The sequence below is a fragment of the Litorilituus lipolyticus genome, from assembly GCF_006439335.1.
GTDB classification, from domain to species: Bacteria; Pseudomonadota; Gammaproteobacteria; order Enterobacterales; family Alteromonadaceae; genus Colwellia; species Colwellia lipolytica.
In genome coordinates this window covers 25,626-39,240 of the sequence record NZ_SAWY01000020.1, presented here as the reverse complement: position 1 = coordinate 39,240, position 13,615 = coordinate 25,626, and the positions used below count along the sequence as shown (strand labels likewise).

The 13,615-nt window shown below is 38.1% G+C and carries 12 protein-coding genes; 3 read left to right on the top strand and 9 right to left on the bottom strand.

Annotated features, from left to right (window positions below; translation table 11 throughout):
* Positions 1-243: 243 nt before the first annotated feature.
* Positions 244-2,019 (top strand): GGDEF domain-containing protein, encoded by a 1,776-nt coding sequence (locus tag EPA86_RS09530; protein WP_246058357.1) that lies wholly within the window; start codon positions 244-246, stop codon positions 2,017-2,019.
* A gap of 69 nt (positions 2,020-2,088) precedes the next feature.
* Here EPA86_RS09530 and EPA86_RS09525 read toward each other — a convergent pair whose 3' ends face one another.
* From EPA86_RS09525 to EPA86_RS09495, 7 genes are all read right to left on the bottom strand, one after another.
* On the bottom strand, positions 2,089-2,754 hold the full coding sequence (locus EPA86_RS09525) for an SDR family oxidoreductase (protein ID WP_140603215.1): 666 nt from the start codon (positions 2,752-2,754) through the stop codon (positions 2,089-2,091).
* A gap of 94 nt (positions 2,755-2,848) precedes the next feature.
* Complete coding sequence (gene gluQRS / locus EPA86_RS09520) at positions 2,849-3,757, bottom strand: tRNA glutamyl-Q(34) synthetase GluQRS (RefSeq protein WP_140603214.1); 909 nt, start codon at positions 3,755-3,757, stop codon at positions 2,849-2,851.
* A 19-nt stretch (positions 3,758-3,776) separates the two neighbouring features.
* Positions 3,777-4,223, bottom strand: coding sequence for an RNA polymerase-binding protein DksA (gene dksA / locus EPA86_RS09515; protein WP_140603213.1), 447 nt, complete (start codon positions 4,221-4,223; stop codon positions 3,777-3,779).
* A 386-nt stretch (positions 4,224-4,609) separates the two neighbouring features.
* Positions 4,610-5,326 carry a DNA/RNA nuclease SfsA gene (gene sfsA, locus EPA86_RS09510; protein ID WP_140603212.1) on the bottom strand — a complete coding sequence of 239 codons (717 nt, stop codon included), beginning with the start codon at positions 5,324-5,326 and terminating at the stop codon, positions 4,610-4,612.
* A 144-nt stretch (positions 5,327-5,470) separates the two neighbouring features.
* Positions 5,471-5,920, bottom strand: coding sequence for a hypothetical protein (locus EPA86_RS09505; RefSeq protein ID WP_140603211.1), 450 nt, complete (start codon positions 5,918-5,920; stop codon positions 5,471-5,473).
* 127 nt (positions 5,921-6,047) lie between these two features.
* Entirely contained in the window at positions 6,048-6,581 is a 534-nt protein-coding gene (gene thpR / locus EPA86_RS09500) for an RNA 2',3'-cyclic phosphodiesterase (protein WP_140603210.1), read from the bottom strand.
* Positions 6,578-7,066, bottom strand: a complete 489-nt coding sequence (locus EPA86_RS09495) for an acyl-CoA thioesterase (RefSeq protein WP_140603209.1) — start codon at positions 7,064-7,066, stop codon at positions 6,578-6,580. The genes thpR and EPA86_RS09495 overlap by 4 nt, the downstream gene beginning before the upstream one ends.
* Before the next feature lie 156 nt (positions 7,067-7,222).
* On the opposite strand from EPA86_RS09495, the gene hrpB reads away from it, so the two are divergent.
* On the top strand, positions 7,223-9,781 hold the full coding sequence (gene hrpB, locus EPA86_RS09490; protein WP_140603208.1) for an ATP-dependent helicase HrpB: 2,559 nt from the start codon (positions 7,223-7,225) through the stop codon (positions 9,779-9,781).
* A gap of 13 nt (positions 9,782-9,794) precedes the next feature.
* Entirely contained in the window at positions 9,795-12,101 is a 2,307-nt protein-coding gene (gene mrcB / locus EPA86_RS09485; RefSeq protein ID WP_140603207.1) for a penicillin-binding protein 1B, read from the top strand.
* Between the two features lie 93 nt (positions 12,102-12,194).
* On the opposite strand, the gene EPA86_RS09480 is transcribed toward mrcB, so the two are convergent.
* On the bottom strand, positions 12,195-12,539 hold the full coding sequence (locus EPA86_RS09480) for a DUF3718 domain-containing protein (RefSeq protein WP_140603206.1): 345 nt from the start codon (positions 12,537-12,539) through the stop codon (positions 12,195-12,197).
* A gap of 418 nt (positions 12,540-12,957) precedes the next feature.
* Positions 12,958-13,302, bottom strand: coding sequence for a DUF3718 domain-containing protein (locus EPA86_RS09475; RefSeq protein ID WP_140603205.1), 345 nt, complete (start codon positions 13,300-13,302; stop codon positions 12,958-12,960).
* Positions 13,303-13,615 lie beyond the last annotated feature (313 nt).

Sequence of the window (13,615 nt, the reverse complement as noted above, 5' to 3'; positions counted from 1 at the left end):
TTTGATAGTAGAGGACCTTTTAAAAAAACACTAAAAAATAATCGCGCAATGATATAACAGTGCGCTGCAAAAGAGAACTATAGCAAGGTAAAACAGCATAAAAAAACGACAGTTTGTTGGTTGTATCTGTGTGGTTACTCCTCTAATAAATCGATAAAGTTGCCATTCAATATTGTCACTGAACTGTCATAAAACACGATTACACTATCGAAAAATGTAAAATGACGATGAAGTGGTAACGTGATGGATTTAAAAGATGAATTGGTTAACATCATTAAAGGGCAAAGGTTATCGGCTTTTTTTCAACCAATCTTTTCCACGTGTAAGAATAATTTTCTAGGTTATGAGGCATTAATACGTGGGCCATCTGATAGTCCTCTACATAGTCCGCAAGCTCTATTTGATAATGCTTTAGACTTTTCTTTATTGTCTGAATTAGAGTTAGTATGCAGAAGGATATCAATTGCACGCTTTGTCGAATTGAAGCTTAAAGGTAAGTTATTTCTTAATATTAGCCCAATGCTTTTTCTGCAAGAAGATCACCCAGAAGGTAAAACCTTATCTTATTTGCAAGATCACCAATTAAAACCTGAACAGGTAGTGATTGAGCTAAGTGAGAAATATCCCATTGATACACCTGACGTGTTAAGAACAGCGCTATTACATTATAAAAATTTAGGCTTTCAAATTGCCGTTGATGATTTAGGTTCAGGTTATGCTGGGTTAAAGCTATGGTCCGAACTTAAGCCTGACTTTGTTAAGATCGATCGTTATTTTATTAATCAATGCCATCAAGATCCCGTCAAGCGAGAATTTATAAAGAGTATTTTAAACTTAGGCCAAACTATAAATGCCCAAGTCATTGCAGAAGGTATAGAAACTGAGCAAGAATTTGAACAACTTGAAGCCTTAGGTTTGCGTTTATACCAAGGGTATTTATTCGCCAGACCTGAGCCGTTTCCCATTAGTGAATTACCATTAATTATCACCCATCATGGCAGATCACAACATTTCCCTGTTCATATAGAGCATCAAGCTTCATCATTACTAAGGCAAGGCCATTCTTTGGCAAGTGATACCAAAACAAAGCATGTGGTTGATTATTTACATAAAAATCCTACGATTCATTCTATCCCAATCATAGAGGGGAATAAGCCAGTGGGTATGGTGTTAAGAGATCATATTCTAGAGTTGTTCTCGACGCCTTACGGCCGATCTTTAAATGAACGTAAAGCGATTAAAGAGTCGATGATGCCTAATCCTGTCATTGTTGAATCTTCAACGCCACTTGACGAGGTGGCTCAGCTAGTCACTACTGAACATGATGAAAAAATGCTTTGGCATTTTATTATCACTGAAAAGGGCAGGTATATTGGTATTGGTTCAATACGTGATTTATTAAGACAGTTAACCCATCAACAATTGCAACATGCTCGCTATGCTAATCCGTTAACTATGTTACCTGGAAATGTACCAATCTATCGCCAAGTAGATGAGTTAATAAAGCAAAAATCAGCATTTAATTTTGCTTATTTTGATTTAAACAATTTTAAACCCTTTAATGATATTTATGGTTATGCCAAAGGCGATCAAATTATTCAATTACTAGCGGCTATTTTACAAAAGCACTGTCTTAATAACGATTTTGTTGGCCATATCGGTGGTGATGACTTCGTCGTGATATTTCAAAATGAGCAATGGCAAACATGTTGCGAAAACATTATTAAAGCGTTCGATGAAGAAATTAAGTCTTTTTATACATTAGAGCATGTCAATGCCGGTGGTATAGAAGCAAAATCAAGGACAGGAGAGTTACAATTTTATCCGTTATTGAGTTTGGCTATTGGTGTTGTTGAACCAAATTTAAACCTATGTCATTCACACCATGATGTGGCAGAACTTGCCAGTGATGCTAAAAAACAAGCTAAGCGCTTTGCTCACTCAGCTATTTTTCATTGTCGTCGAGGCGGCCCTAGCTGTTGCGAGCATTTTGACGTTTTAGATCAGCAGGTTGGTTAAACACTAAAAGATAAAACCTTGTGTCGCAGTGATATTGCAGCACAAGGCTTAGAGATTAATCAGATGAGTTTACCAAGGTAAAGTCTCACCGTTTGAGTGTTTAAAGACACCTGATTCGGCCAGTGTTAACTTATCCATTAAACCCAGTAAACGCGTAGCGGCTTCGTCACTGCTGATATCTCCGCCGTGATTGACCATATCTGTTTGTACGTAGCCGGGATGATAAATACCAACACTTATACCATGACTCTTTAAATCTTGGGCTAATGACATACCGGCAATGTTTAACGCGGCCTTTGACATTCTGTAACCGTATCGTCCACCAGAAGTATTATCGGCAATTGAGCCCATTCTGGAGGTAATTAAGGCAACCTTACTTCCATGGGGTAAATTGTTTAATAAAGCGTGAGTTAAGCTCAAAGGCGCAAGGGCGTTTACCTCAAACTGTTCTCGAATAGTGCTTGTATTTAAATCTTGCAAACTTTCATCGCGCAAAATTCCGGCATTATTGATCAGCAAGTCAATTTGGACATCAGTTAAAGCAGCTTTAGCTTCGTTTAGCCCTTCACTGGTGGCGACATCGATGTTTTCTATGACCCTTACTCCTAGATTGTTTAATTGGGCAGAAGCATGGCGGCATAAGGCAAAAACAGTGTGTCCTTGGCTATGTGCAAGCTTTGCCATAGCAAAACCTATTCCACGGTTAGCTCCGGTAATTACCAGTGTTTTAGACATATTCTTTCCTCAGTAGGTAACTTAATTCGGTTGTTAATTTACTTTCAATTCATCATTGGGGGTATAGCTTGAATTGATTCTAGTTGGTTTGTGGTTAAATAACTATTTGAGAAGTCTTTGGAACGTTACTTCTTTGCCAATGTTGAGTAGCCCATTGGATAATTTCTTCAACACTCGATTCTAATAGGTGGCTCTCTGGCTGTTGCCCCAGAAAGTGTAGGGCAGCAATGAGAGAAGCTTGCGGCTTCTTAATGTCAATAGCAGGGGCCTTATTCTGTTTACTTAATTTATAGCCTTGTTCAGTTACGGCTAATGGCACATGACCAAATTGTGGCGCGGGTTTCCCCAATGTTTTAAAAAGGGTTAATTGCCTTGCGGTGGGTTCAAGTAAATCACAACCGCGAATAACATGAGTAATGCCTTGTTCAATATCATCGGCAACAACAGCTAACTGATAAGCAAATAAGCCATCTTTACGATGAATGATAAAATCTTCTCTTGAGAGATTTATATCGCAGGTAACCTTGCCTTGAAAAATATCTTCAAACTCATTTATGGCAAAATGATTAACCAGGCGAATTGCACTACCTTGCTCAGGTAATGATAAGTATTTGCAACGCCCTTGGTAAATACCACCCGCTTGCTTTATTTGTGCTCTAGTACATTGGCAATAATAACTTAATTGTTGTTGCTTTAATTGAGAGAGCAGAGCGATATAGCGTTCAGATTGCTGACTTTGGTAGAGTACTTCTTCATCCCAGTGTAGTCCGTAGGCATCTAATGTCTTTAGAATAGTCGTACTAGCACCCGCTAACTCTCTAGGTGGATCTATATCTTCAATACGGACTAGCCATTTTCCTTGATGTGCTTTTGCGTCAAGATAGCTTGCTAAGGCAGCAATGAGAGAACCGAAATGAAGTAATCCCGAAGGAGAAGGAGCAAAACGACCACGGTAGCTAATAATGGTGTTAGCTGGTGGTCGTTCAGACGAGTTGAATTCCATAGGGAAGAGGTTGGTATTATTAACCAGCCATTTGGCGTTCTTTAATTTCCGCTAAGGTTTTACATTCAATACATAGATCTGCTGTAGGTCTTGCTTCTAATCGGCGAATACCAATTTCAATGCCACAAGATTTACAGAAACCAAAATCGTCATCTTCAATGAGTTGTAGGGTTTTTTCAATTTTCTTAATGAGTTTACGTTCACGATCTCGAGTACGTAATTCAAGGCTAAACTCTTCTTCTTGAGCTGCTCTATCAACAGGATCAGGAAAGTTTGCCGCTTCATCTTGCATATGAGTCACAGTACGATCAACTTCTTCGCGAAGTTGTACACGCCAAGCATCTAAAATTTTCTTGAAATGCTCTTGTTGTGTTTCGTTCATGTACTCTTCATTAGCTTTTTCTTGATATGGCTCTACGCCGGCTAATGCTAAAATACCTAATGCTTTGTTTGTGCTGTTTGGCATGCTTAATCTCCTAGTGCTACATAGACCAAGACTATTTATAAATATATCACATATTTCCGTGACAGTGCTTGGTTGTAAGTGCCAATATTTTTATATATGACTAAATTAATCTGCTTTATATTGTGATGCAGTTGAAAAAAATCAACCGTATATGGAAAAATATATATTTATCTTAGATTAATCAGCGCTTTATATTTATTATTGTTCGCAAAAACTATTTACCTTTATTTGCGAGCAAGCTTTTTTAGCAATTTTTACTAGGGTTAGTCAATAATTATCTTGTCATTAGTCATCTTTATTAACAAAATAATTACAGGCCTTGGCCTAAAATCTCACGAGCTATGAATGTTTATACCGACATGTTTAAAGCTAAGCTCTTTATGCTGCTATTTTAAAAGTGGAATATCTACTGTTATAGCTGAGCTTAAACTCATCGAAACAGAATCAATATTTGCTTTGTAAGCTAAAACTTCTACACCATTTGCCGCTGCTTCTGCTAATAACTGTGCATATTTTTTATCAATATGCGCTGCTGGTTGGACATTTTTAATACCTGTGTGGAGTATGGTAAACAGTAAAACAGCTCTATAGCCTTGCGAAGCCATATCCATAAGCTCACGTAAATGCTTTTGTCCTCTCGTTGTTACGGCATCAGGGAAGTAACCTTTGCCTTCTTCAAGTAAAGTGACTGATTTGACTTCAATGTAAGTGTCGGGTTTATCTTTATAGGTTAGTAAGATATCAATACGACTATTCTCCACGCCATATTTTACTTCACGTTGTAATGAGGTATAGCCAGATAACTCTGTAATAACCTGGTTGTTCAATGCTTCTTCTGCTAGTTGGTTAGCACGTTGTGTATTTACACAAATAAAATCTCCTTGCTTAGTTTGAGTAAGCTCCCAACTAAAAGGGTACTTTCTTTTCGGGTTATCAGATGTGCTATACCACACAGTATCGTCAGGTTCTGCACAGCCTTTCATTGCGCCGGTGTTGGCACAATGAGCAGTATGAATAGAATTATCAGGGAAGGATAAATCGGCTAAAAAGCGTTTATATCGCTTAATTAAAATGGCTTTGTCTAAGGGGGGGGAAAACTTCATTACTGGCATACTTTGTATAATTTGAACAAAGTATAATTTGTTGTATCAGTAATTGTAAGAGGGCTTACTATCAGTGGTTAAACCAGAATAATGTTATTTTATGCATTTTTGTCGCATTAAGATATCAATCTTGCCGAGGCTTTTTCACTGATACTTTTTTGTCATATGACTTTGTTTCATTTTGATAGGGTGTGTAGCTTGTTCTATATAAGTATCTAGCCATATTTTTGCACTTTCTTGATCGCTAAACACATGAAAATTGATTTGGCATTCTTGATAGATACGTTGTAATTGCATTTGTTGCATGTCGGCATTTGCACTATCTAAAATAACTACGGCAATGGCAATCATGCCTCTTTTTATACGATAGCGGGTGGTTTCTATCAGTTGCTCTTCAGCATCGGGGGTAAAGACACTGTTGCCTCGAAAAGTAATGAGTGACCCCCAAGGTTCGCCAGTCATCTTCTCGGTAATCTCAGTAATATCTTGATGGTATTGAGCGGCAAGTACTTCGTTAAATGGTCCTTGTGCATCAACGAGGAGAATATTATTTTGTTGTTCAATGGCGTAACGTCCGTGTGCTGAATATTGCATTTTTCACTCTCTTTTTATTCAAGGGAACTGTTACTAATAGCAAGAAATTTTCCCCGTGCCAAGTAAGCATGTTTTTACCGCTTTGCAAGTTTTTATGAAAAAAATTATTGCTAATAATGGTAAGGGTTTATGACATCAACCAAGTTTTTTTAGGAAAGTATTTAACCCCTGAATGTGAAGATATTGATTGATATAGACTAAAACTTTTTATTGTTAAGGGCATTGACAATTTTGTGTGGAATTCAGGTTGTGATGTCGCTTTACGGTAGATGCTGAGATGAGGTAGATATTTTGTATGCTGTGGACCTTCAAGAAACCGCTGAGATATATCATGGATATGTTGTTGAAGCGAAGATAGCCAGTCAGGAGTATCACTAAGACCTATGTAGAGAACTTTAGGTTTACTAAAAAGACCAATATGAGAAAGTAAAAGCTCATGCTGGCTGTGTTGCCCATGTGGTAAAGCTTTGGAAAGCGCTGCAATTAACTCGTTATAACTATCACTAGATAACTGACCGATAAATACTAGTGTTATGTGAAAATTAGCCCACGGAATGGCTTTAGCATTATTTATCTTTTCGTTAAGGTGCTCTGAACGCCATTGAGCAATTGCTTGCTTACTTTGTGTTGATATATCAAGGGCGATAAAATACCGACTCATTTCCAGCCTAATTGATTTTCAAAATCTTGATCTAATTGAATAGCAAAATCTTTAGCGTGCATAGCGACTTGCTCTAGCTTTTCTTCTTCTTCAGTTTCTGGCGTGTATTGGGCAACTTTCACAGGGTAGCCACTTTCATCCGTAGCCATGAACGTAATAAAGCAACGGTTCGTTACAACGTAGTTATGATCTTTGGGATCACACGCTCGCACTACAACATATATGTGCATACTGCTTCGACCCGTGTGCACAATACGAGCACAAACAGTGATCATTTGGCCAACTAAGATTGGTCTAATAAACCGAATACCATTAGCTGAAATAGTGACGCTATAGCGCTTACTCCATTTGGCTGCACAGGCATATGAGGCTTGGTCGATCCATTTCATTACCATGCCTCCATGTACCTTACCACCAAAATTGACATCTGTTGGCTCTGCTAAAAAGCAAAACTCTACGGTGTTTTCTTGCGCTTTTTTTGTCATAACTTGCCCTTAACTATGTTTTAACGAGCTTATGCTGTTAATTATAGGCAAGTTCAACGAGTTAGCGATTTTTGTTCAACATTTTTGATCTGGCATTTGTATCAAGCAGGTAAAGTAGCTACACTGGCGCAGTTGTAAGTTGAGACCCTTTTCTTTATGCCTGTATCTTCTTCATTGCCTATCGAAGCGATCAAAGACACGTTTTGCCAAACTTTAACACAGCATAATACCGTCATTTTATCTGCGCCTCCCGGTGCAGGGAAATCTACCTGTTTGCCGCTTTGGCTATTAACTATGGCTAAATTTTCTCAGCAAAAAATTTACTTACTACAGCCAAGGCGTTTGGCGGTAAAAAATATTGCCAGTTTTTTGGCAAGTCAATTATCTGAACCTGTTGGTAAAACTGTTGGGTACCGGGTTAGAAATGAAAGTAAAGTCTCACAATCTACTCGATTAGAAGTGATCACCGAAGGGATCCTCACGCAAATAATTCAACATGATGCAGAGTTAACCGGCACCGCGTTAATTGTTTTTGATGAATTTCATGAAAGAAGCTTGCAAGGGGATTTAGCCTTTGCTTTAGCACGCGAAGTTCAACAAGCATTACGCGAAGATTTAAGCTTATTGCTGATGTCGGCGACCTTAGATATCAGTGCGCTGTCAGCAGAGATATCCGATGCAGTAACAGTGCATAGTGAGGGAAGAAGCTATCCTGTTGAGTTAGCTTACATAGCAGCCAAATCAAATCAGTTTTGGCGAGAGCATGCGGTATCTATTATCAAGCAGCAATGTGCTACACATTCAGGCTCAATTTTGGTTTTTTTACCGGGTGTTGCTGATATTAAATTCATCGCAAAAGAGTTAGCAATGGTCGCCCCTAAAGATGTTGTTATTTCGCCTTTATATGGTGAGTTGCCATTAAAAGAGCAACAACAAGCTATTCTTCCTTGTGCTGCGCATCAACGAAAAATCGTACTGGCCACCAACATTGCTGAAACATCTTTGACCATTGAAGGTATTGATTTAGTCATTGATTGTGGTATTGAAAAAGTTGCGGTTTATAACAATGCAACATTAACCAATAAGCTAGTGCAGCGTAATATCGCTAGAGCATCTGCTATTCAACGAGCAGGCCGAGCAGGTCGGTTAATGGCCGGAAAATGTATTCGATTATACGCAAAAGATGATTTTGAAAGGCGGCCAGAGCATAGTGCTCATGCTATTCAGCAAGAAGATTTATTGCCCACGATAATGGAAGCGGCAAGATGGGGAGTTAATCAATTAGCTGATTTACCTATGCTTGAATTACCTAAAGCATCAATTGAACAACAAGCATGGCAAGAGTTATTTAGTCTTGATATTACCAATGAACAAAGACAGTTAACGGCACATGGTGAGCAGGTATCATGCTTAAGTTGCCATCCTCGATTTGCTCATATGATTTTATCAGCCAAAAGAGTCTTTTCAACTCAAAAAGTTCAGATGGTTTCACTTGCTTGCTTAATTGCAGCAACACTAGAAGAGCGCGATATTTTTGCCAAAGAACAAGCGCAGCTTAATGGTGATTTCACCTTGCGTTTACAGGTGTTAACTAGTGTAAAATCTCAGCAAAATAACCATTATCAGCGCGTATTTCAGCAAGCGAAAAGCCTTGCTCGAGCTTTATCAATAGCATTCGACCTTACTGGAGTGTCTCTTGAGTATACTGGAGTGTTACTTGCATTTGCATTTCCTGAGCGCATAGCTAAAACCAGAGGAAATCGCGGTGAGTATATATGTAGTAATGGCAAAGGTGTATCGCTAAATGAAGAAGATGCATTGGCAGCAGAGCCCTATATTGTTATTGCTGATATGATGCAACTTAAGTCAGGTGCTAGAGTCAGGCTTGCGGCGAGTATTTCATTGACTGCACTTGAACAGTTTTTTTCTCATCAAATTACTGAAGTAAAAAGTGCCTTTTTTGATGAAAAGCGCAATAAGATTATTCAGCGTAAGCAGCGAAAACTTGCCGCGATTATTATCGAAGAGCAAGCCTTATCGCGTAGCGACTGCTTACAAGACTTATCATCTGTCTGGGTAGAGCTTATTTTGCGCAAAGGACTAAGTTATTTGCGTTGGAGCAAACAAGATGCCTTATTTGTTGCAAGGTGGCAGTGGTTAGCGCACTATCAGCAACAAGATGCTCAACTAAAAGTTCCCCCTTACAGTGAGGCATTATTACTGGAGCAACTATCTCTTTGGTTCATGCCTTTTACCGGTGATGTTGTCAGTAAGGAGCAGTTAGATAAGTTAAATTTATCGACTATGTTGTTGTCATTGTTTGATTACCAGCAACAACAACTTCTAGAGCAAGCTGCTCCAACGCATTTTATTGGCCCTACAGGGCGTCGTTGTCCAATAACATATAGCATGGAGATGTCACCGAAAGTATCATTACCTATGCAAGAGCTTTATGGTGAAAGCACCACGCCTGCTATTGGTTTTTATCAAAATATGAGTATTGTGCAGAATAAACAAGGTATACCTTTACTATTAGAGTTATTATCACCTGCTCAAAGACCTATTCAATTGACTCAAGATCTCGTTGCTTTTTGGCGCGGAAGCTATGAGTTAGTGCAAAAAGACATGAAAAGTCGTTACCCTAAGCATTATTGGCCTGATGATCCTGCTAATGCCCAAGCGACAAACAAAACCAAACGTCACATACAATCTTAAAAAATATAATTAAATGCCTAGAAAAAAGACTTCAACAAAAACAATGCAACAGCCAAAAGTGTCTTGGACAAAATGGCTAATGACAACACTGCTTAAGCTTTGCTTTGCTGTCTTAATGTCTTTGGTTATCTATATGATTTATTTAGATGCTAAGGTGACAAAAACCTTTGAAGGCCAGCGCTGGCAAATACCTGTTCAGGTCTATGGGAAAGCAGAGCATCTTCATTTTGATGCTGAAATTAATTTACCTAAACTGGCCGCTTCGTTATTGGCAAATGGCTACCAAAAAGTTAGTGAAGTAAAGCATGCTGGAGAGTTCGCGCAATCAAAGAGTCGATTAATTATTTTTCAGCGAGCGTTTGAGCATCAAGATGGTTTAGTGCAGGCAAAAACCATCACCATAGACCAAGAAAACAACCGTGTAGTACACCTTTATGTCAATAATGAGCGAGTTCAGCAGGTTGCTTTGGAGCCGTTACTTTTAGCGAGAATAGTCGCAAATAATCAAGAAGATAGGGTATTAATTGGCTTAGAAGAAATTCCTGAGCAATTGCTTGATACCTTATTATTAATTGAAGATAAGCACTTTTATCATCATAAGGGTGTTTCGCCATTTGCTATTTTAAGGGCTTTTTATCAAAACTTGCGCGCGGGCCGAACCGTTCAAGGTGGTAGTACCTTGACTCAACAGCTCGTTAAAAATATGTACTTAACGCGTGAAAAAAGTTTAACGCGTAAAGTGAAAGAAGCTTTGATGGCGTTGATTTTAGAGTTTAGATACAGCAAAGATCAATTACTTGAAGCATATGTTAACGAAGTATATTTAGGACAGCATTATGCTAATGGCATTTATGGTTTTGGCTTAGCTGCAAAGTTTTATTTTGGTAAGCCAATTCAAGAGCTGAATCATGCGCAAATTGCCCTGCTCATCGCACAAATTAAAGGTCCTAGCTATTACGACCCATGGCGACATAGTGATAGAGCAAAGCAAAGACGAGACTTAATTTTGAGATTAATGTTTGAGCAAAATTTTTTATCGCAAGATGAGTTTGTTTTAGCGTTAGAGTCAAGGTTGCAAATACGGAAGCAGCGTCGGTTTAGTCAGCAAAAATATCCAGCTTATATGCAGCTAGTAAAGCATGAGCTGAATAACGTTATTCCCGTTGAGTTACAAAAGTCAGGGATAAGAGTGTATACCGGATTTTCGCTTCGTAGCCAGCAATTAGTTGAACAAACGGTTACTGAGCAACTACCTTTGTTGGAAAAGAAGCACCAACAGGCTAATTTGCAATCAGCCATGATAGTGACTGATATTGCTTCGGGTGAAATCAAAGCGATTGTTGGGGATAGAGATACAGATTTTGCTGGCTTTAATCGAGCCTTATCTGCAAAAAGGCCCATCGGCTCGTTGATAAAACCAGCGATTTATCTTGCCGCATTAGAGCGTTATGAAGAGTATAACCTCGCCACACTGCTTGATGATAAAGCGATTACTTTAAACAGTGAAAAAGGCCAGCAATGGCAACCTAAAAACTACGATGGTCAATATCGTGGTCAAGTACCCTTAGCGGAAGCTCTCATTAAGTCACTCAATGTACCAACGGTAAATTTAGGGATGAGTTTAGGGTTATCGAAGATCGCAGATTCGATTCATCTTTTAGGTTATCCAAAAGACATCACGATGAGACCGTCAATGTTATTAGGAGCCATGAATATGTCTCCCATTGAAGTGAATCAACTTTATTTGCCTATTGCAGGAAAAGGTAGTTATAAAGAAGCTCATGCCATCACTAAAGTTACTTCAGCTCAAGGTGAAACACTGTGGCAATATCAAGATACGGTAGAACAACGTTTTTCCACTAATGCTAGCTATCTAATTAACTTTGCCCTAAACCAAGTGACTAAAACAGGCACGGCAAAATCCTTAACTTGGCGCGTAAAAGGGGCAGAATTAGCAGGCAAAACCGGAACGAGTAATGATTTAAGAGATAGTTGGTTTGTTGGCTACGACAATAATAATTTGATAACTACATGGTTAGGCAAAGATGATAATAAATCAACAGGATTAACAGGCAGTAGTGGTGCCTTAATTCTTTTTGCTGATTTTATAAAAAGAAACGGCGTAACTTCATATCAATTATCAACGCCTGATAGCGTTGCAATGACTTTGTTTGAATTGAAAACAGGTAATGCTGTTAAGGAAAGCTGCGATGGTACAGTAAGCTACCCAGCAATTTCCGCCGGTATTATTATTTCTGAACAGTGTTTAAAGGTTAAAAAAGATAATCGTTCTTGGCTAGAGAAGTTTTTTGGAGATTAGCTAGGATAGGTGGTTATTCGGTTAAAACAAGCACTCAATAGTGGTTATTGAGTGCTATATTTCTAATCGCATTTTTGCTTCTCTCAATATTGATTAAAAAGTAACGTTAATTTTAGAAACTGCTGCGATATCGGTAATATCAACTTTACCTATGCTTTTTTGAAGTTTTGCAGCTGTTTTTTCTGCGCCACTGTTTTCAGCAAAGCTAATAACATCTTCACCGTTACACATTAATTTTAATGCAACTGTTCTGTCTTGTAGACGGTAGTTTTTAGTGGTTTGATTTAGCTTTTGTACACTGTTGCTTTGTGCTGCTTTACATACTTCAACTAAAGCTGATTCCATATAAGGGTTCATTGCTGCTTGGCTTGGTGCACTAATTGCAATTGCTGATACTGCTGTAGTTAATGCTAGTAATGTTGCTTTTACATTTTTCATGATCTTCTCCCTAGAGTTTAAAATTGCGAAACACTATATGCATCGCTCATGAATAATAGTGGCTTGTTTTCGCCAAAAAGTTACTAATTTTTCTCCCTTGGATGTAAGCAAAAATACGAACTATTCTCAGCTAATATTTGCTAAGTGATTGAAAGGCATGATGAACGATTTTTAGCCAGTAGATATTACTGTTACAAAGTTTTACATCTGTTGATATTTGGACATACGAAACATGTTGTAGATGTCATTTATCTTACGGTGATTGAGTTTATGTATGACTAAATTTATGTGATTTTTGGCAAGGAAATAGCTTTTTGGCTGGGTTTTTATACAGTAATAGTGGCGAAATTAAAAGAGCAATCACTTCAAGACATTTTGATTAGCGAAATGAATGCTCTTTGTGAACGATTATCTCTAGTTAAAATTGTACGCTTAGTTTTGTGTTAGCCGCAATTTCTGTAGCATTTACTTCAGCTATGCTCTTCTCCAAATTTAACGCTGTTTTATGTGCACCATGTATTTGCGCAAAGCTAATAATATCTTCACCATTACATACTACCTTAGCAGCAACAGTTTTATGCTGAATTCGATAAGCTTTTGTCGCTTTATGAAGTTGTTGCACACTATTACTTTTTGCGGCTTTACAGATACTAACCAAAGCCTGCTCCATATGAGGGCTCATGTCGGCATAGCTTGGGGTACTGATAGCTATTAACGATAAGCTTGTAGTTAAGCCTAGTAATAATTTCTTGATGGTATTCATAAATAATCCTTATTTTAAATTTAGTATGATTGAAGCAATTATTGCTTCAATACATATTGTATATCGTATTCCATTTCAAATTATTTCAATTGCTTTGTTTTGTATGTATTAATTGCTCTATTTGTAACCTTGTATTAATGGCTTAAATAAAGCTTTGCTGTTTGAAAGGTGATATTGCATTTTTGATCGGAGGTGTTGTTCAGATGGTGGGGTAGATAATTGTATTGATTTTTAAGTAGGTATAGCAAAGAAGCTGGGGCAAGCTAAGTTGAGAAGGGCACTTACAAATTAAAACGCAAGTGCCGTATCTAAT